Genomic DNA, 19,642 nt, shown 5'->3' with positions numbered 1-19,642 from the left:
AAATAACAGAATGATCATGTTGGTGACATCCCTTTGTTAACATTTCTTAATAAGTTAATATGAAAGCGCTGATAAGTTAAAATGCTTTGTCTTGCTTTGTGGCAAAAGAATTAATAATTGATTATGCAAAACAATCAGGTAACAGTTAGCCCGGATCTACAGCAGTTTATTGATCAGTTTGAGCCCAGTAAATTTAAACTCATGGCTGGCGGGATCGAAATCAGGGGAATAAACGATATGCAAAGAAATATTGCTCAAGCCAGAGCAATAATCGAAAGATTAAAACTTCGCCTGATCGTATCGCATAATGCCGAAATGCTTAGCTATCGCGGTTTTGAAGTAAATAACCTATAAGCCTATAAACCGATTTGTCGGTTCTAATTGGCCTGTCCATCAGGCACATCATTAAAATGCTGTTTCTGTTATACCAATAACATTTTTTCGATTTTGAATAAAATCAAAAAGGCAATGTGTACAGTGATAAATAAAGAGGACCAAATATTGGCCCTCTTTTTTATCAAATCGTTAATTGTATAATCCCAGTTCTGCCAGGGATGCAAACTGCAGACCATCTTGTGCAGAGTTCATAGTTACCTTAAGGTATCTTAAGGTTTTGGTGCTGCCAAATGCAAAATATTGCACTCCTGCAGCATTTTGAGCTACGTAATTGTTTACCGATGTAAAATTTATATTATCGGTACTTGTTAAAACCTGAAAGTTTTTAATCGCACGGCTCAATCCGCTTCTTTGCACTAAACTTAAGCCGTTTGCCGATTTCGAAGATCCTAAATCAATCACAATCTGATGCGGATAACTTGTTGCAGAAGTGGTCCAGCGTGAGTGCCAGAATGTACTGTGGCTACCATCGATTAAAGTAGCAGCCCTGCCATTGATAGCTCCCTCGCCACTGGTTTCTTCAGAGCTGAAAGAATTGATGCTCCAGCCAGTTTTACTTAATTCGCTTAAAGGTGCAACATTGTCTTGCAGGGTAGAGGGATCAATGCCTGGCGCTGGTAAACCCAATGCTGCCATATCTGCATATATTTGCGTTGTAGCTGCTGAAGTAGATAAATTCAATCCCCATTTTTGGAAGAAGTTACTTAAGTTTTTGCCCGATATACTACAAGCCTTCAGCATGAAATAACGCATCCTGGCATCATCATTAGCTAAAGTTGGATTTTCAACACGCATATCCTTAGCCAGGGTTCTATAAAAATTATCACCATAAGCTAAGGTTAATTGTTGAAACATGCAGAGCCTGATAAACAGATCGGTTAAAGGATTGGTATAACTTGTTGATCCGTTATAATCTTTGGTACCGGCAGGTTTTCCTAAATAGGTAAAAGCTTTTGGCCACACACCATCGTTTACCAGCCTGTTGATAGAAGGGGTAAGGGTACGTTGCACGTATAAACTATATAGATTTACCGAAACCTCACCCAAAGCTCCCCAACGCCACATCATTTGGTGCTGGTGGCCCAGTTCGTGCCATAATCCCCAACCATTGGTGCCTACTGCGCTTAAAGTTAAAATGGCATTCACATCTGAGGTGATATAGGCTGTACGGTAATCATAAGCGAAAAAATAATAAGCCGGATCTTCATGCTGCGTTAAAAGATAGGTATGTACATTTTTCGCATGTGCAGGCAAAGAGTTGTCTAAGCCGTTCAAATCATCCTCTAGCGCAATAACCTGCGTAATTTTGTTCAATATAGCACTCTGGTCTTCTGCTTGGTATTGTATTGCCTTAGTTCTTGATACTACGATAAAGCAATTTGAGCCTTCTAGAACCACATCAGGAGTGGTGTAGGTTTGTAATTGATTAATCCAGTCTGAATTGGTGGTTACGCCAAGTTTGTAATATGGAGCGTATTGGTAACCGCTGTTAAAAGTTACTTTAGCGGTAGAGCCAGTTGTAGAATTGGTGTACCTGATCCATAATAAGCCACCAACAGCGTTGGTAATGGTATTGGTGCCCGCTGTTAACTGCACGGCTGTGGGCTGGGTGTTCCAGGTGCCATATCGAGAATAGGTACCAATTAATAATTTTGGCAGGCGGGTTCCTGTGGTTTGTTCTACGGTGATATCTAAAGTAGCACCTGGAGCCATGTATAAACCGGTTGCAGTAAAATCGGTTAAATAGTATCCATTTTTTAAGCGGTCCCTTTCAATTGATGCATTAATTTTTTCGGTGACATTAAAAACATTGGTCTGAGTGAGGGATTGCACGCTGGCGCCACTCATAGTTTTTTTGCTGTTTACAACTTCTTCTTGTAATACAGCCGTTTTTTTACAGGCCGAAAGGCCTACAATTGCCGACACGGTTAAGAGTAATAGTTTCTTTTTCATTTTTTAGGTTTTTGTTAATATTTGGTTATAGGTAGCCATATTCCAATAAATGGATTATGGTAGTAATTACATTTGTAATGTTTAGTTAGCCAGTTTATTCTAAAACAGGTGGTGTAAGTCTGTTTAAAATGTCAGTACAATGTATCCATAATTACATTGATGTAAAAGGATAAAGACTGCGCAAACGTTTGATTCGCCTGTGCTTTACAGTATTGACTGCCAAAATACCTGTATTATTTTTACATTAAACTTTATACACAGCAATTAATGTATAGCGAAATAATCCGCGCCTTGGCAAGCTGCTAATTGTTCAGAAAGCAATTAGTATTCGTGCCAGCTAGTAATTGTAAAAAACCGATTTTTATTAGATTTTAAATCTTACGCACACGTTTAAAGATATTAAAGTAGTTTGCATATTTGTAATTGAGATGATCAAAAGAAATTTACAGCATAGCTTTTCACTTCTTAATGTTGACTATGTGCGACTTAACTCCAAATGGAATTATAGGAATGTGATCAGTCCGTACTACCGCATTTACTATATAGATGAAGGAGAAGGTGAAATATCAGGCGCTCAAAGCTTGCTAAAGCTAGAGCCAGGCTATTTGTATATTGTTCCCAGTTTCACGTTATGTAATTTAAATTGTGAGCATTATTTGGGCCAGTATTTTGTCCAGTTTTTTGAGGATTCGACAGATGGAAGTTCACTTTTTGCCAATAACAGAAATGTATTGAAAACAGCGGCCACTGAAATAGATCTTAATCTTTTTGACAGGCTGCTCCAGATTAACCCTGGAAGAGGAATTAACCGGTCTGATAATCCTAAAATCTACGAGAAAGATATTTATTATAAAGAATATCAGGAACTTAACAACCAGCAGAACACTTCGTCGTATCTGGAAACCCAAGGGATTCTGATGCTATTAACGGCCAGGTTCCTAAACCCCCAGCTTTTCAAAAGTCCGGAACATAAACTTATACCGGTAAAAATTGCGGAAACTTTAAATTATATCCTTATCAATTTACATACAGACCTTTCTGTATATCAGCTTGCTTCTCGTGTAAATCAAAATCCCGATTATTTTTCAAGGCTGTTTAAACAGCATACCGGAACCAGGCCTTTAAATTATATAAACGAAAAACGCGTTGAACGGGCACAGTATTTAATGGCGACAAGCAGAATGTCATATTCAGAGATTTGTGCCCAGACCGGATTTGATAACCTTTCCTACTTTTCTAAAACCTTCAAAAAATTAACCGGCATGGCACCCAGTATATATAAGAAACAGATATATCAGGTCGGTTTTAACCATTAAACTCAATATTTTTATTGATGTTAATATTGCCAATTGTTTTAAAAACCATTCGGCCGTCAGGTAACTGAATGATATAACCAATCTGGTTATCACTTAATCCTTGAAGCATGCACCGGTGGATTAATGGCTTATGCTACAAAAAAATGATGACTATGATGATAATCCTACCTTGTTGCGTAGGGAAAGATCTGATACGCTTTCTCAATTATACTTTTGCATTTTTTATGCGTCTCAATGGTTATCAAATGGAAAACAGCGTGACGTATAATAGCTAAAAGAGGATACACATTAGATTTATGCCCTACCTATATGCTAATATGGATAAGACAATTGTGTCTTAAATAAAATGGATGTTATCGCTTTAGTGCCTTTTTTGATACACAAAGACACTTTCTACACCACTTAAACAAACTGGGTATAAATTTAAACAATTGTGCTATCCTTAAAATTGCAGTTGTCTTAGCTTCGAATACTCAATACAGGTAAAACCATTACCTTTCCGTTTGAACATGATGCTGAAGTAAGTACGACCAAAACTTACCCAAAGCGTGCTTAACGCTGATCTTAAATCTCAGTGCGATGCCAAAGGCAGATTGTTCAATGATCAGGAAAGCTAAAATTGGTTTTATTTAAGGGGCTAACCAAATAAATATGAACCAAACTGAACAAACGCTCATGAAAGCACCTGGTTAAATCCAAATCGATCTCACGCCGATACAGATTGAATTCGTTCAATGGTATCGAATATTAATCCTAACCAAAATAAACCAAATTTTATGACTAAAAACTACTACTACTTCGAAGAGGGGTTACACCGCTCTATGCTAACTAAAATAGTTGAAAAATCTGTTTTAGTGATCCTAACTAACTAGGACTTGCATACAATTATCCAAATCTATTTCTCTTTAAATGATTTTAAATAATGGAAAAAATAACCAATATGGGTAATAATGTGCGCTCCAGATATCGGGGAGCAAAGCAGTTATTACTCGTGATCTATTTAACACTGATTATCTCCGCGCTGTTAATTGATACAGCTGCCGCACAACAAAGGCGAAAAATAACCGGGACGGTAGTTGATGAACAAAAGCAGCTATTAATAGGAGTTACTATTACTGTAAAAGGTACTGGTTCTAAAGTGCAAACTGGCACAAATGGAGAATTTGCTATAGAGGTGCCTGCTGATCGACAGACGCTTACCGTTGCATATATAGGAATGAAGACTCAGGATGTGAGCATTGCCGGCAAAAATACGGTAAACATAACCATGAAATCCAACGCTGATCAACTGGGTGATGTAGTAATTGTAGGGTACGGCGTTCAAAAGAAACAGAGTGTTGTTGGCGCAATTACACAAACCACAAGCGAGGTATTGGAACGAACAGGTGGTGTATCTAGTTTAGGTGCAGCATTAACTGGTAATTTGCCAGGGGTAATTACTACCGCCAGCACTGGAATGCCCGGGGATGAAGATCCTCAGATTCTTATTCGGGGCCGTAGCACCTGGAACAATGCCAGTCCGCTTATTTTAGTAGATGGGGTTGAACGATCGATGAATAACATCGATATCAGTTCTGTAGCCTCAGTATCTGTACTTAAAGATGCCTCAGCCACAGCGGTATTTGGGGTAAAAGGAGCAAATGGAGTAATCTTGATTACCACTAAAAGGGGGCGTGAAGGGAAGGCAGAAATCAGGGCAGCTGCTAATACTGTTATTAAATCAGCATCTAAATTGCCTGGTAAGCTCGATTCTTATGATATGTTCCAGATGCGTAACCGAACAATCGAATATGAATTGGCACTCGCTCCGGGTGCCTGGAGTTCATATCTTCCAGAAGCTGTGATGCAAAAATATCGCTCGCCCGCCAATCTCGAAGAGGCTGAACGCTATCCAAACGTAGATTGGGTAAATACGCTGTTTAGAGATAATGCAATGTCTTATAATGCCAACCTTAATGTGAGCGGTGGAACATCGTTTGTGAAGTATTTTTCTGCTGTTGATTACCTTGATGAAGGAGATTTGTTTAGAAGGTTTGGTAACGATCGCGGTTATAGCGGCGGCTACAGTTTCAAAAGACTGAATGTAAGGAGTAACCTGGATTTTCAATTAACACCATCAACGGTATTCAGAACAAATATCTCTGGTTCAAGAGGTACATCGGAGCGGCCATGGATTGATGTTAACCCTTACAATACCTGGACAGCGGCTTATTCTGCAGCACCAAATCTCTATCTCCCTGTCTATTCGGATGGTACTTGGGGGTACTACAAGCCCAATGAACAACAAAGTTTAAACTCTGTGAGGATTTTGTCTACCAGTGGTCTTCAAACAACCACAACTTCCCGCATCACCACAGACTTTACCTTGGATCAGAGCTTAAATTCTCTTGTTAAGGGATTGAGTTTAAAAGGAACACTTTCTATCGATAATACATTTATTGAAGCTGGTCGTGGAATTGATGACCGGAATAATGGGACATTAAGTAAATACATCGACCCTGAAACAGGAGTGGTAAGTTATTCACAAACCAAGGATGCGGCAACAGAGCTGGAATGGAGGGAAAGTGTAAGATGGGCAAGCCGGGCAGGCGACGTTAACGATGGCGCAACCTACCGCAGAATGTTTTCTCAAATGCAGATCAATTATGCCCGAACAATTGCTCAAAATCATAATTTAACGGCTATGGGGCTTTGGAGCAGAGATAATACTGCCACGGGAAGTATTATCCCTTCTTACCGTGAAGACTGGGTTTTCCGTACCACGTACAATTATGCAGGTAAGTATAGTGTAGAATATAATGGAGCTTATAATGGTTCTGAGCGATTTGCACCTGCCTATCGTTTTGATTTCTTTTCTTCTGGAGGACTTGGATGGATGATTTCTGAAGAAAAATTCATGAAACCAATCAAATTCATCAATTCATTGAAATTACGTGGATCGTATGGTGAAATTGGTGATGATGGTGGTTCTCCTAGGTTTGCCTTTTTGACGAATTGGGCATTTGGAGGCACTACGCCACTGGGAACCACTGGTGAAGCTGCAGAGAATAGTCCTTACAACTGGTATAGGGAAACTTCTGTAGGTAATCCAAACGTACGTTGGGAAAAGGTTGTGAAGAAGAATATTGCGCTTGATTTTGGATTTTTTGGAAACATGATCTCCGGAAGTGTAGATTTCTTCCAGGACAACAGGAGCGATATCCTTACCAACACCCGTGCTGTTCCAAGTTACTATGGCGCCACACCACCTACGTTTAATGTTGGTAAGGTGCGGTCCAGAGGTTATGAAATTGATATCCGGTTCAACAAAAAAATCACCAGCAATTTTACTGCATGGGCCAATATCAATTATACTCATGCCAAGAACAAAGTTATCTATGCTGATGTTGCCGGATTGCTGCCGTTATATGCTAAGCCCATTGATAAACAGATTGGACAGGCTTATTCTTATGTGAGCGCTGGTTATTACAATACTTGGGATCAGCTTTATGGAAGTACCATGCACAATGCCAATGACCAATTGAAAATCCCAGGAAACTATCACCTGGTCGATTACAATGCAGATGGGATAATTGATGCGAATGATAACATTCCTTACGGTTATTCTGGCGCTCCTGAAAACACCTACAATGCGACTATAGGCTTTGAATGGAAAGGATTTAGTGCATTTGCTCAGTTTTACGGTGTGAACAATGTTACCCGCCAGGTTGTATTCGGAACATTTTCCGGAAAAAATACAGTTGCCTATGATGAAGGAAGTTATTGGTCAAAAGACAATACAAACCCTGATGGTCCGATGCCACGTTGGGAAACAACACCAGCGGGTTTTTACACGGCAGACAGGTACTTCTATGATGCTTCTTACCTGCGTTTAAAAAATGCAGAGATTGCTTATACGTTTAGGCAAGACTGGGTTAAAAAAGCAGGAATTTCGAGTATACGTATATTCCTAAACGGAAACAATTTATACGTGTGGACTAAGATGCCGGATGACCGTGAAGCAAACTATCAAAGCGCTGGCGGACAAGGATGGGCCTCACAGGGTGCTTATCCTACTGTAAAGCGATATAATCTAGGCGCTAATTTCATCTTCTAAACATGATCATTATGAAAAAATATATAACACGCCTATTATTAATAGGAATGATTTGGGCAGGAACCGGCATGGTATCTTGTAAAAAATATTTAGACAGAGATCCTGAAGCAACTGTGTCAGCAGAATCTGCCTTCAAAGACTTTCGTAGTTTTCAGGGCTTTACCGAGGAGCTATATAATTGTATTCCAGATTTTACCAACCGCTATTGGACCAACAGTTTCAACTGGGGTGAAGATGAAATCCAGTCTACAGTTCAAAATTTCCACTTCGTTAACAAAGTAGATAACGGCGATTTTTGGGGCTGGCAGAGAGAGTTTGATGGATGGGGAGCAGGATTTTTAGATAATGCCAACGCGAATACAAATAACGACCGTTTTACCAAGGGCCTGTATCCACTGGCCTGGTATGGCATTCGTAAAGCAAATTTAGGCATAGAGAACCTAAACCTGATGGTAAACGCAACAGACGAAGAACGTAACCTGATCAGAGGTCAGCTATTGTTTTTTAGAGGTTGGTTCCATTTCCAGCTCATGCAATATTTTGGGGGGCTGCCATACATTGATAAGGTATTGCCTGCCGATGAAGAGTTGAGGTTGCCCAGACTAAAGTATCAGGAATGTGCAGCCAAGGCAGCCCTGGATTTAAGGGCCGCTGCCGATCTTTTGCCAATCAATTGGGATAATACAACAGCCGGTATCCAAACCCTGGGTAAAAACCAGTTGCGCATCAATAAAATCATGGCATTAGGCTATTTAGGTAAAAACTATCTGTGGGCCGCTAGTCCGTTAATGAACTTAGAATCTACCGGTAGCAAAACCTACAATGCAGAGCTGAGTAAAAAAGCGGCTGCTGCATTTGCAGAGTTATTGAAACTAACAGAAAGTGGCGCTGCTCCTCATAAATTATTGCCTTTTGCACAATACAGCACCAATTTTTATACAACTGGTCAAAATTTCTTAATGCCTGGAGGTACCGAAGTGATATTTACAGGACCATATTGGGGCGCACATGGTTCAACCTATGGCACAGCAAAACAATATACACCCGCAATTGTAGGTGCCGATGCACTTGTATTTGCACCTACTGCAAATTATGTTAATTATTATGGGATGAAAAATGGTCTGCCCATTTCGAATTCTGCCCAGGCCGATCCTACTGGCTCAGGATATGATCCGCAATTTCCTTGGCGCGATCGCGATCCAAGGTTCTATAATGATATTATTTATGATGGAGTTAAAGTGGTACAGGGAACTTTAGCAGCGAACATGGAACCACACCGATATGCAAATCTGTTCACAAACGGAAGTTATAGAGATGAACGTTCTGGTAGCCGTACAGGGTATATGATGTTCAAATTTGTGCCCCGAACTGCCAATAACTTTGATCAGGGCTGGAATTATGGACAGAACCTGAATATTAAGGTTTCATATATGCGTTTGGCCGATGTCTACCTGATGTACGCAGAATCGGTTGCAACAGGGTACGACTCTCCAGGTGCAACCGCAGAGGGATTTAGCAAAACTGCCGTAGATGCAATCAACGTGATCAGAGATCGTGCTGGTGTTGGGCGTGTTGCCGCACAGTTCTTGGTATCTACAACAGAGTTTATGAAAGAAGTAAGACGCGAACGTGCTGTTGAACTTGCCTTTGAAGGACATCGGTTTAATGATCTTCGCCGCTGGCATTTGCTCGCTGAGGTACCTTATACCTTAAAAACAGCCGCCGAATTTGATCGTGCTGCTCCTTTAAACCCTGCGGTCGACACCAAATTAAACAAGGTTGTAAACTATCGTGAGCGATTAATATTACAACGTCCGTTTAGTGAAAAGCATTATTGGTTGCCACTTAAACGGGCAGATGTAAATATGTATAAGGAGTTTGCGCAAAACCCTGGATGGTAAGGTAGTTCATGATCACAAATAATTAAAGACAAGAATGATGAAATTTTTAAGAAATGCATTGGCGCTGTGTGTCTTTTTTACGCTGTTTGTCGGTGTAATCAAAGGTCAGGACGCCGTTAAGATACCTATAAAAGCTGTTGTTCGGGATATCAATGGAAATCCGATAAAAGGGGCATCCATCACTATTGAAGGAAACGACGTGCTCACCATCGCAAACCAGGCAGGTGAATTCTCTCTATCGATAGAGGAGAACAGCACATTTACGGTAAATGCTAAAGGTTATAAAACATTGCCGGTAATCGCATTAGCCAACTTAAAGCAAGTTACTTTAACCAAAGAGGATAGACTGATAAATGTGGGCTTTAAAAATGCCACCGAAAGTAATCTTCCTGCTGGCGTTTCAAGCGTTAATCTGGCTCAGCTTTTTGAGAAAAACTTTATAACCTATGGATTGGACGGGATAGAAGCTTTTGCCCCTGGTTTTAATGGCAACAACCTTTGGGGCATGAACACCTCGTTAATATTGGTTGATGGCGTACCGAGGGATGTGAATAGTGTTACACCAAATGAAATTGAGGAGATCACTTTTCTCAAGAGTGCTTCGGCAGTTGCCCTATATGGCAGCCGCGGTGCAAAAGGAGTAATCTTGATCACCACAAAAAGGGGGATGCCAACTAAGCAAAAAATAAACGTGCGTTCCAACATCGGATTAAATACACCGAAAAGATTCGCTCAATATCTGGGCTCTTCCGAATACATGACGTTATATAACGAGGCTTTATCTAATGATGGTTTAGCGGCGGCTTATACACCAGAAACTATTTATAATCACTCCGGTGTTAACCCTTATCGTTATCCAAGTGTAGATTATTACTCATCAGAGTACCTCAAAAATAGTTTTTCACGCTATGATGGCGTGGCAGAAATTTCGGGAGGGAATGACCGTGCCCGTTATTACACCAACGTTGGGTTTGTATCTACAGGTTCGCTGCTTAATTTCGGCGAAGCCAAAGAAAATAATACATCAGAACGCTTTAATATCCGCGGAAATGTTGATATGCAGCTAACCAAAGCACTAAAAGCCCGGGTAGACGCAAGTGCTGTGTTTGCCAGCGGCGGCGGCGTAAATACGAATTACTGGGCTAACGCTGCAACCTTGCGTCCCCATTTATTTACACCTTTAATCCCAATTAATTTATTGGAACAGAGCGACGAGGTGAGCAGGGCGATGATTAAAAATGCAACAATTATAGATGGACAATACATCCTGGGTGGTACGCAATTAGATCAGACTAATCCCTTTGCGGCCATTTATGCAGGTGGTAATAATAAATTTGTACAACGCCAGTTTCAGTTTACCACAGGCATTGATGCTGATTTGAAAGGAATTTTGAATGGACTTACCTTTAGTACCACTATGGGGGTTGATTACCTGAACAGCTATAATCAGGGTTATCGAAACGGATATGCAACTTACCAGCCCAATTGGACAACCTACTCTGGTACAACGCTAATCGGCAGCTTAACGCGCTGGGGAGAAGATACTAAAACCGGAGTTCAGAACATTGCAGATAGTTACTATAGACAGACTATTTCGTTATCTGGTCAATTTAACTACAATACTACCATCCGTAATAATCATCATATCTCTGCAGTATTGCTGGCTGCGGCATATCGTCAATCGCAATCTGAAATCTACCAGCCAACCACAAATTCTAATTTAGGATTGCAGTTAAATTACGATTTCAGCCGTAAGTATTTTGCCGAAATTACCGGAGCTGTGGTACGCTCACCAAAAATGCCGCCTGGAAACAGGATTGCACTTTCTCCTGCAGCTTCTATTGGATGGCACCTTAGCGAAGAGCCATTTTTGAAAAAAGTTTCATTCATTAACGACTTAACACTAACCGCATCGGCAGGTATTTTAAATACCGATCTTGATTTTGATGAGTATTATGCCTATGAAAGTATTTATACAGGCACAGGGGGTAACTGGTATGGCTGGAATGATGGTACAGGTACACAGTCTACAGATTCGCGCCGCGGATCCAACATGGATTTAACTTTCGCTAAAAGGAAAGAAATCAGTATCGGGATAAAAGGTGGCATGTTCAAAAATCAGTTTAATTTCGGAGCAAATGTTTTTAGAAATAACATCACCGGGATTATCGGTCAGATTAATGTTCTTTATCCAAACTATTTCACTACCGGGTTTCCGAGTTCTTCTTTTGTTCCTTACAGCAATTATAATAGTGATCAGCGAACCGGTTTGGATTTTTACTTAAATTTTAACAAACGCATTGGCACTATTGACTGGACTTTTGGAGCCTCAGGAACATATTATACCACCAGAGCAACTAAACGTGCCGATCTGTTAATGTACGAAAATAGCTATCAATACCGTGCCGGCAAACCACTTGATGCGATCTGGGGACTAAAAAGCAATGGTTTTTATATGGATGCCAGCGAAGTTGCAGCGGCCGATGGAGTTAATAGTGCAAAACCTGCATTTGGGTCTGCATTGGCTCCTGGAGATATCAAATATATTGATCAGAACGGTGATAAAATCATTGACGATAAGGATCAGGTATATCTTGGTCGCGGTGGATGGTTCGGCGCTCCGTTTACAGCAGGATTGAACGTAACGGCCAAATGGAAAAATCTTACCCTGTTTGTTTTGGGTACAGGCCGCTTCGGTGCAAGTGCCATGAAAAGCGATAACTATTTTTGGGTTAACGGAAGTGATAAGTATTCGGCAGTGGTGCGCGACAGATGGACACCTCAAACAAAAAATACGGCAACCTTCCCGCGACTTACCACTTTAAATGGCGATAATAATTTCAGAGCGTCTGATTTCTGGTTGTACAGCACAGACCGGTTTGATTTATCTAAAGTTCAGATCTCCTACACAGTTTCCGATAAGTTGTTCAAAAGTAAAGTATTGAAAGAACTGGGGCTGTATGTAGCCGGATTTAATCTTTTAACAATAGCGAAGGAAAGAGAAATACTGGAGCTGAACTTAGGAGGTGCCCCACAAACAAGGATGTATAACCTGGGCGTAAAGGCAATGTTTTAATTGAATATTAGATTAGAAAAGATGAACAGAATATTAATACAATTTATAGTTGTCGTTGTGATGCTCTCGGGCTGTAAAAAGTTTACTGACCCTGCTCCACAAAATAATGGAGATTTTGAGAACATCTATACAGAACCCGCACTTGCCCATGGGTTATTGCTAAATGGTTATACAAGGCTTCCATCAAATGGCTGGTCTTTTAATGATGTAGCTACAGATGATGCGGTAAGTAATGATATCAATAATAATTTTAGGAGAATTGCCACCGGACAATGGTCGGCTCAATTTAATCCATTAGATCAATGGACCAATGCAAGAGCAGGAATACAGTATATCAACTTATTTTTAGCAGAGACAGATAAGGTGCTTTGGGATTCTAAAGACCCGGTGTTGAGCAGAATGTTTAATGATAGGCAAAAAGGTGAAGCATATGCTTTGAGAGCCTACCTAATGTCGTATATGCTACAGGCACATGCCGGAAAAGTAGGGGGTAATTTATATGGGTTCCCTATTGTGCTAGAACCCGAAACACCGGCTTCTAACTTTAACCAGCCAAGGGCCACATTTGATGCCTGTATAAAACAGATTTATGGTGATTTGGATAAGGCAGAACAATTGCTTCCTTTAGATTATGCTGATATCAATAGCACCAGCCAGATTCCGACAAAATACGCTGGCGTTAATGTAGAGACCTATAACCGGGTTTTTGGTAAGTTTTTTAATCAGCGCATGACAGGCCGTATTTCTAAAGCCATCCGTGCCAGAGTAGCACTAATGGGCGCAAGTCCGGCTTTCAGCACAAGTAATTCTACCACATGGGCCGATGCCGCCACCTACGCAGCACAGGTACTAACACTAAATAACTGGTTGGCCAACTTAGATCCTAATGGTGTTACCTGGTATGATAACAAAGCAGAAATTGATGCATTGGCTTCTGGTGCTAGTCCCAGAGAAGTGCTTTGGCGCACAAATGTTGGATCAAACAGTGATTTAGAAGCTGCTAATTATCCACCAACTTTGTCTGGACAGGGCCGCATAAACCCTACGCAAAATCTGGTTAATGCATTCCCGATGCAAAACGGTTATCCAATTGCCAATACACCACAGAGCGGATACAATCCTGCCGCTCCATTTACGGGTAGAGATCCGCGTTTAGCAAAATTTATAGTGTACAACGGAAATACCATCGGGCCAACAAACAAGGCAATCAATACCACAACAGATGTGGCCACGAATGATGATGGATTGAATAGAAAAGAAGTTTCTACGAGAACTGGTTACTACATGAAAAAACTGTTAAGGCAGGATGTTAGTCGTACGCCAACCATAAATAATCAGAAACACTATAGGCCACATATCCGCTATACCGAAATATTCCTGATCTATGCAGAGGCAGCAAATGAGGCCTGGGGTCCTACAGCCAATGGCGGCAATCCCTATTCGGCTTATGATATTATTAAAGCTATTCGTGCCAGGGCCGGCGTTGGAACCACAAACGGTGATGCCTACCTCGAATCGATTAAGGGAGATAAAGATGCCATGCGAACATTGATCAGGAATGAACGTAGGTTAGAATTAGCTTTTGAAGGATTTCGTTTCTGGGATCTTCGTAGATGGAATGCAGCATTAACCGAACCGGTAAAAGGGGTGAGTATCTCGCAGGGCAACTATCAGGAAATCAATGTGGAAGCAAGAAGCTATCAGGAATATATGAGATTCGGACCAATTCCTTACAGCGAAACATTAAAGTACAATGCTTTGCAACAAAACATGGGATGGTAATATTCATTCACTATAACCAATAACATCATGAAAAATAAAATATATATTTTACTTGCGCTCGTTTTAACACTTGGCGCTTGCAAAAACGAAGAATGGGCATTTCCAGATAATGATAGTCAAACCGTTTATTTTGCCTATCAGGGGCCGATCAGGACCCTCACCATGGGCGAAGATATTTTTGATACTTCACTTGATAACCAACACCGACTTCAGATTATGGGTACCGTTGGTGGAGTTTACTCAAATAAGGAAGATATTACCATAGGCATCAGTGTAGATAACGCGTTAACGCAGGGATTATCTTTTCCATCGCCTTACAGCGGTATTGTAAAGCCCATGCCCGCTAACTATTATACACTTGCGGCGAACAAAATTGTCATCCCGAAAGGAAGTTTGATCGGTGGAGTAGATGTGCAGCTCACCGATGCTTTTTTCGCAGACCCATTGGCTATAAATACCACTTATGTGATCCCTTTAACGATGACCAGTGTTGATCAGAACAAAAAGATTTTGCCCGAAAAAAAATACACCTTGTATGCCGTAAAGTATATCAATACCTGGCAGGGTTTCTACCTTCGCAGAGGGAAGGATGTGGTTACCGGAAAAAACGGCAATACCTCACTCAATCAATCCGTCGTTCGCCATATGAAATATGTGGAGAATGATGAAATCAACAAATTAAACACGCGTTCGCTAACCCAGGCCGAGTTTCCTGTCACGTTTAAAGTAGCAGGCGGAACCAGTATCAGTCGAACCTTATTGTTAACTTTTGATAACACGGGCAACTGTACAATTACAGCTGGTGATGCCAGTTTTACGGCGAGTGGCACCGGTAAATTTGTTAAACGGGGCGAGAAAAACAGCTGGGGCAGCCAGGATCGCGACGCCCTTTATCTGAACTATCAGATCGATCTGAATGATAGAACAGTGAATAGCTTAGATACCCTGGTAATGCGTGACCGCGGTGTGAAAGCCGAAACATTTACGCCGGTCAAATAATTAATATTTAATCTAACAATCGAGAAAATGAAACGATTATACAAAATAGCATTCGGTCTTTCCTGGGCAATGTTGCTTGCGTCTTGCCACAAATATGAAGCACTCGAATTTCAAGTGGCCAAGCCAGCAAGCTTCGTGGCTCAAGAGCAGATTGATGCCTATCAGCCATTAAAAACCTATATTGATAGAACAGCAAATCCTAAATTTAAATTTGGTGCCGGAGCCAGCCTGCAGTCCTATCTCTCCAAAGGCGTAATTTACAGGCTCATTAACAGTAATTTTGATGAAATTACACTAGGTTATGAAATGAAACACGGTGCCGTTGTACAGGCTGATGGAAGTTTGGCCTTAACCAATGTGAAAAACCTATTGGAAACAGCATCTAAAGCCGGCATCACCGTGTTTGGGCATACCCTGGCCTGGCATGCCAATCAAAATGCAACATATTTAAAAGGGCTGATTGCCCCAGTGGTTATTCCTTCAAGCGGTGGCCCTACCTGGGACCTGGTCATCGGAGCCGATTTTGAAACAGACAACGCCTCGGTTTATCAATCCAATACCAATGCCGTTGCCTCTTTTACTGCAGCTGGCGAAGGCTTTAACGGTACAGGACGGGCTTTGAAAATTAGTAACTCGGCAGTACGAACCAACGATTACGATGCACAATTATTTCTTAAGTTTCCAGCGGTAGCGGTTGGAGAGAAATATGAGCTTAAAATGAATGTGCGTTCTGATGTAGCAGCATCTTACCCTACACAGGCCCATACTACGCCCGGCGCCTACAAATTTTATGATTTTTTTGGCGCAATTTCTTCAACACCAACCTGGACAACCTATACTAAAGAAATTACCGTTACTACAGACATTGCAACAAGCGGTGCTTTGGCTTTTAACCTAGGTAAAACAGCAACAAATTTTTATTTCGATAATATCACGTTGAAAAAATACAATCCGCTTGGCGGCACTACAATTGTAGAAAAAACTGCTGAGCAGAAAAAGACCATTTTAACCACTGCATTAGATACCTGGATTAAAGGTATAGTTACTGCTTCAAAAGATTATGTTAAAGCTTGGGATGTGGTAAACGAACCAATGGATGATGCAAAGCCAACTGAGCTTAAAACTGCTGCGGGCAGAACATCCATTGCGGCTGATGAATTCTTTTGGCAAGATTACCTGGGGAAGGATTATGCGCTAAAGGCATTTCAATTGGCCAGGCAGTATGGTAATGCAACTGATATCCATTTTATTAATGATTATAACCTGGAATATAGTATCGATAAATGCAAAGGATTAATTGATTACGTAAAGTATTTAGAGGGCAAGGGCGCAAAAATAGATGGTATTGGTACGCAAATGCACATTGTAGCCACTTCTGATAAAGCCAAGATAGAAGAAATGTTCAAATTATTGGCTGCAACTGGTAAACTGATCAAAATATCAGAGTTGGATATGGGTTTTACAGGAAATATAAAAACGGCACAGGCAACACCTGAGCAATATGCAGCTCAATCTGAGATGTACAAATATGTAATCAAGAAATACTTTGAGCTTATTCCGGCAGCTCAGCAATATGGAATTACCATATGGGCACCTCAGGATAGTCCAGCTACTTCAAGTTGGAGGGCAGGGGAGCCAATTGGCTTGTGGACAGAAGGTTTTGTGCGAAAACCGGCCTATGTTGGCACAGCCGAAGGCTTGAAGAATAAATAAATTTACTACACGCTTAAAGCCAGGAACAACGTTAACCGTTTTCCTGGCTTTTTTTATTGGAAATTACCAGTAAAGTTGAATCAGATCTAATTGCTGTTTCTGCTACCTCTTCCGTCCACAAAATTTATCATTTCATTTTCCCAGGCTCTTTTTTCTAGCCTGATTATAACAAATTTAATATAGTTATGCAACCGATTGTTTTTTTTGAAAAATAAATGATATATTCGGGTTAAAATTACTCAGGTATGAAGCTTTTACATGAGATAATTTTTTTTAAAAAGATATAACCAAATATTAATACCTTAAACGATGTATTTCTGTGATGATACTGGGGCAAGAATTGTAAGCGTTTACATTTCCCCGAAAATTATCTATTGCCATATTTTCCAGACTTTATAAGCATGACCGTAAAATCTTATCTTCCGCTTTGCGCCTTGCTCGTTATAGTTTTGTTCACTAACCTAAAAACAAAAGCTGAGGTAAAACTTCCACAGCTAATCAGTAATCGAATGGTGCTACAACGAAATACAGATTTAAAGATCTGGGGGTGGGCCAGTGCAAATGAGAAAGTTAAACTTTCTTTTAATGATAGAAAATTTGAGACAATTACTGGCAGCGACGGGAAGTGGTTAATTATGCTTCCCAAAATGAAAGCCGGAGGCCCATATACCATGACCATTGAAGGGCGGAATTTGATCACATTAACCGATATTTTAATTGGAGACGTATATTTTTGTGCTGGCCAATCTAACATGGTGTTAGCAATGGAAAGACTGAAGGAAAATTATCCAAACGAAGTTAAGAATGACAATTTTCCACAGATCAGGAATTTCTTTGTACCCACAAAAGCTGATGTATCCAAAGAATCACTGGATCTGCCAAAAGGAGAGTGGAAGTTGGCATCAGGTCAAGAATTGCTTGAGTTTGGAGGAGTTACTTACTTCTTCGCAAAAAAACTCTATCAAAAATACAAAATTCCCATTGGGATCATTAATTCCAGTGTGGGTGGAACACCAATAGAGGCCTGGATGAGTATGGATGCATTTAAGGATTTTCCTGCAGCTGAAGCCCAGATCAAAAACTTTCGGGATACGACTTATATGAGCAGCCTAAAAAAACAGGGGCTACCCATGCCAGGTAAAAGCCTGCAATCATCCTATGTGCCAAAAACATGGCATAAGTTCTGGATGCCGGGCTATTGGGCAGATCAGGGCGTGAGAAACCTGAATGGCATCCTGTACTTTAAAAATGAAATTGATGTTCCTGCACGGATGACAGGCGTGCAGGCAAAACTTTTTATGGGGCGTATTATCGATGCTGATTCCACTTTCGTAAATGGCATTTTTGTGGGCAATATCACTTATCAGTATCCTCCAAGAAGATACAATGTGCCAGCCAATCTGTTAAAAGCGGGAAAAAATACCATTTTAGTTAAAGTTACTAATACAATGGGCAAAGGTGGTTTTGTGCCTGATAAAAATTATTCGCTACAGGCCAACGGGCAAATAATTGATTTAAGGGGCGAATGGGATTACCAGGTGATCCAGGTATTTCCTAAACCAAGCTATTCCCCCTCAGGGCAACAAATTGTCCAGCCAATTGTGGCGCAAAATTCCCCTACCGGACTTTACAATACCATGGTTGCTCCTGCAATCAATTATAGTATAAGTGGCTTTTTATGGTATCAAGGTGAAACAAATGCAGGCAAGCCAAGAGAATACGCCAAACTGCTACCTGCACTCATTAACGATTGGAGGAATAAATGGGGTTTAGGCAATATTCCGTTTTTATTTGCACAACTGCCCAATTATATGGAGGTTGATTATGTTCCCGTTGAGAGCGACTGGGCGGAACTTCGGCAGAGCCAACTCCAAACCTTAAAAGTACCAAATACCGGAATGGCTGTTGGGCTCGGTGCCGGCGAATGGAATGATATTCATCCCCTGAACAAAAAAACAATTGGCGAACGTTTGGCTTTATGGGCCCAAAAGCTGATTTATGGTGAAAAAAACATCGTTTACTCAGGTCCGATCTACAGATCGGCAACGGTTCAGGGTAATAGAGTAATTTTGAATTTTGATCATGTGGGAAGTGGACTAACTGCAAAAGGTGAACCTGAACTTTATCATTTTGCCATTGCAGGTGCCGATAAAAAATATGTTTGGGCAAAGGCTAAAATTGAAGGCAGCACCGTAACGGTTTGGAACGATAGCATTTCCAGCCCTGTTACTGTTCGATATGCCTGGGCGGATAATCCCGACGGTGCAAATTTGTATAACGTGGAGGGCTTGCCGGCATCTCCATTCGAGGCTGAAATAAAGTAGCTTAAATTAGGGGTGTTAACTATATTTACGCACAAAGCAAATATAAATCCAAAGTGTACCAAGGTAAGCTAAGCGAGCCCTGCACT

At 40.8% G+C, this 19,642-nt stretch carries 10 protein-coding genes; 9 read left to right on the top strand and 1 reads right to left on the bottom strand.

Features of this window, described 5'->3' with window-relative positions:
- Positions 1 to 123: 123 nt before the first annotated feature.
- A complete protein-coding gene (locus AC1RJ8_RS07495) occupies positions 124 to 354 on the top strand; it encodes a hypothetical protein (protein ID WP_492952896.1) in 231 nt (76 codons plus the stop codon).
- A gap of 171 nt (positions 355 to 525) precedes the next feature.
- Here the strand turns inward: AC1RJ8_RS07495 and AC1RJ8_RS07490 are convergent, their stop codons facing one another.
- Positions 526 to 2,349, bottom strand: a complete 1,824-nt coding sequence (locus AC1RJ8_RS07490; RefSeq protein ID WP_492952897.1) for a M60 family metallopeptidase — start codon at positions 2,347 to 2,349, stop codon at positions 526 to 528.
- A gap of 428 nt (positions 2,350 to 2,777) precedes the next feature.
- Here AC1RJ8_RS07490 and AC1RJ8_RS07485 point away from each other — a divergent pair, with 428 nt between their 5' ends.
- The 8 genes from AC1RJ8_RS07485 to AC1RJ8_RS07450 all read left to right on the top strand — a co-directional run bounded on the left by AC1RJ8_RS07485 (position 2,778) and on the right by AC1RJ8_RS07450 (position 19,556).
- The gene (locus AC1RJ8_RS07485) at positions 2,778 to 3,665 is read left to right on the top strand and encodes a helix-turn-helix domain-containing protein (RefSeq protein ID WP_492952898.1); all 888 of its coding nucleotides are present in this window, start codon (positions 2,778 to 2,780) and stop codon (positions 3,663 to 3,665) included.
- 922 nt (positions 3,666 to 4,587) lie between these two features.
- Positions 4,588 to 7,761, top strand: coding sequence for a SusC/RagA family TonB-linked outer membrane protein (locus tag AC1RJ8_RS07480; protein ID WP_492952899.1), 3,174 nt, complete (start codon positions 4,588 to 4,590; stop codon positions 7,759 to 7,761).
- A gap of 11 nt (positions 7,762 to 7,772) precedes the next feature.
- Complete coding sequence (locus AC1RJ8_RS07475) at positions 7,773 to 9,662, top strand: RagB/SusD family nutrient uptake outer membrane protein (protein ID WP_492952900.1); 1,890 nt, start codon at positions 7,773 to 7,775, stop codon at positions 9,660 to 9,662.
- Between the two features lie 34 nt (positions 9,663 to 9,696).
- A complete protein-coding gene (locus AC1RJ8_RS07470) occupies positions 9,697 to 12,738 on the top strand; it encodes a SusC/RagA family TonB-linked outer membrane protein (RefSeq protein ID WP_492952901.1) in 3,042 nt (1,013 codons plus the stop codon).
- Between the two features lie 21 nt (positions 12,739 to 12,759).
- Positions 12,760 to 14,520, top strand: a complete 1,761-nt coding sequence (locus tag AC1RJ8_RS07465) for a RagB/SusD family nutrient uptake outer membrane protein (protein ID WP_492952902.1) — start codon at positions 12,760 to 12,762, stop codon at positions 14,518 to 14,520.
- Positions 14,521 to 14,547: 27 nt separating this feature from the next.
- On the top strand, positions 14,548 to 15,519 hold the full coding sequence (locus AC1RJ8_RS07460) for a DUF5627 domain-containing protein (protein WP_492952903.1): 972 nt from the start codon (positions 14,548 to 14,550) through the stop codon (positions 15,517 to 15,519).
- Between the two features lie 27 nt (positions 15,520 to 15,546).
- Positions 15,547 to 17,232, top strand: coding sequence for an endo-1,4-beta-xylanase (locus AC1RJ8_RS07455; protein ID WP_492952904.1), 1,686 nt, complete (start codon positions 15,547 to 15,549; stop codon positions 17,230 to 17,232).
- Between the two features lie 401 nt (positions 17,233 to 17,633).
- The gene (locus AC1RJ8_RS07450; RefSeq protein ID WP_492952905.1) at positions 17,634 to 19,556 is read left to right on the top strand and encodes a sialate O-acetylesterase; all 1,923 of its coding nucleotides are present in this window, start codon (positions 17,634 to 17,636) and stop codon (positions 19,554 to 19,556) included.
- The last annotated feature ends 86 nt before the right edge of the window (positions 19,557 to 19,642 follow it).

It is taken from the genome of Pedobacter sp. GW822-FHT03F06 (assembly GCF_058801365.1).
Note: the sequence above shows the minus strand (reverse complement) of the source record. Positions and strands in the feature narration are given on the sequence as shown.

Coding starts and splice junctions, on each gene's coding strand:
- AC1RJ8_RS07455 (WP_492952904.1), top strand. CDS start 15,547: ATGAAACGATTATACAAAATAGCATTCGGTCTTTCCTGGGCAATGTTG.
- AC1RJ8_RS07490 (WP_492952897.1), bottom strand. CDS start 2,349: ATGAAAAAGAAACTATTACTCTTAACCGTGTCGGCAATTGTAGGCCTT.
- AC1RJ8_RS07450 (WP_492952905.1), top strand. CDS start 17,634: ATGACCGTAAAATCTTATCTTCCGCTTTGCGCCTTGCTCGTTATAGTT.
- AC1RJ8_RS07475 (WP_492952900.1), top strand. CDS start 7,773: ATGAAAAAATATATAACACGCCTATTATTAATAGGAATGATTTGGGCA.
- AC1RJ8_RS07470 (WP_492952901.1), top strand. CDS start 9,697: ATGATGAAATTTTTAAGAAATGCATTGGCGCTGTGTGTCTTTTTTACG.
- AC1RJ8_RS07495 (WP_492952896.1), top strand. CDS start 124: ATGCAAAACAATCAGGTAACAGTTAGCCCGGATCTACAGCAGTTTATT.
- AC1RJ8_RS07460 (WP_492952903.1), top strand. CDS start 14,548: ATGAAAAATAAAATATATATTTTACTTGCGCTCGTTTTAACACTTGGC.
- AC1RJ8_RS07480 (WP_492952899.1), top strand. CDS start 4,588: ATGGAAAAAATAACCAATATGGGTAATAATGTGCGCTCCAGATATCGG.
- AC1RJ8_RS07485 (WP_492952898.1), top strand. CDS start 2,778: ATGATCAAAAGAAATTTACAGCATAGCTTTTCACTTCTTAATGTTGAC.
- AC1RJ8_RS07465 (WP_492952902.1), top strand. CDS start 12,760: ATGAACAGAATATTAATACAATTTATAGTTGTCGTTGTGATGCTCTCG.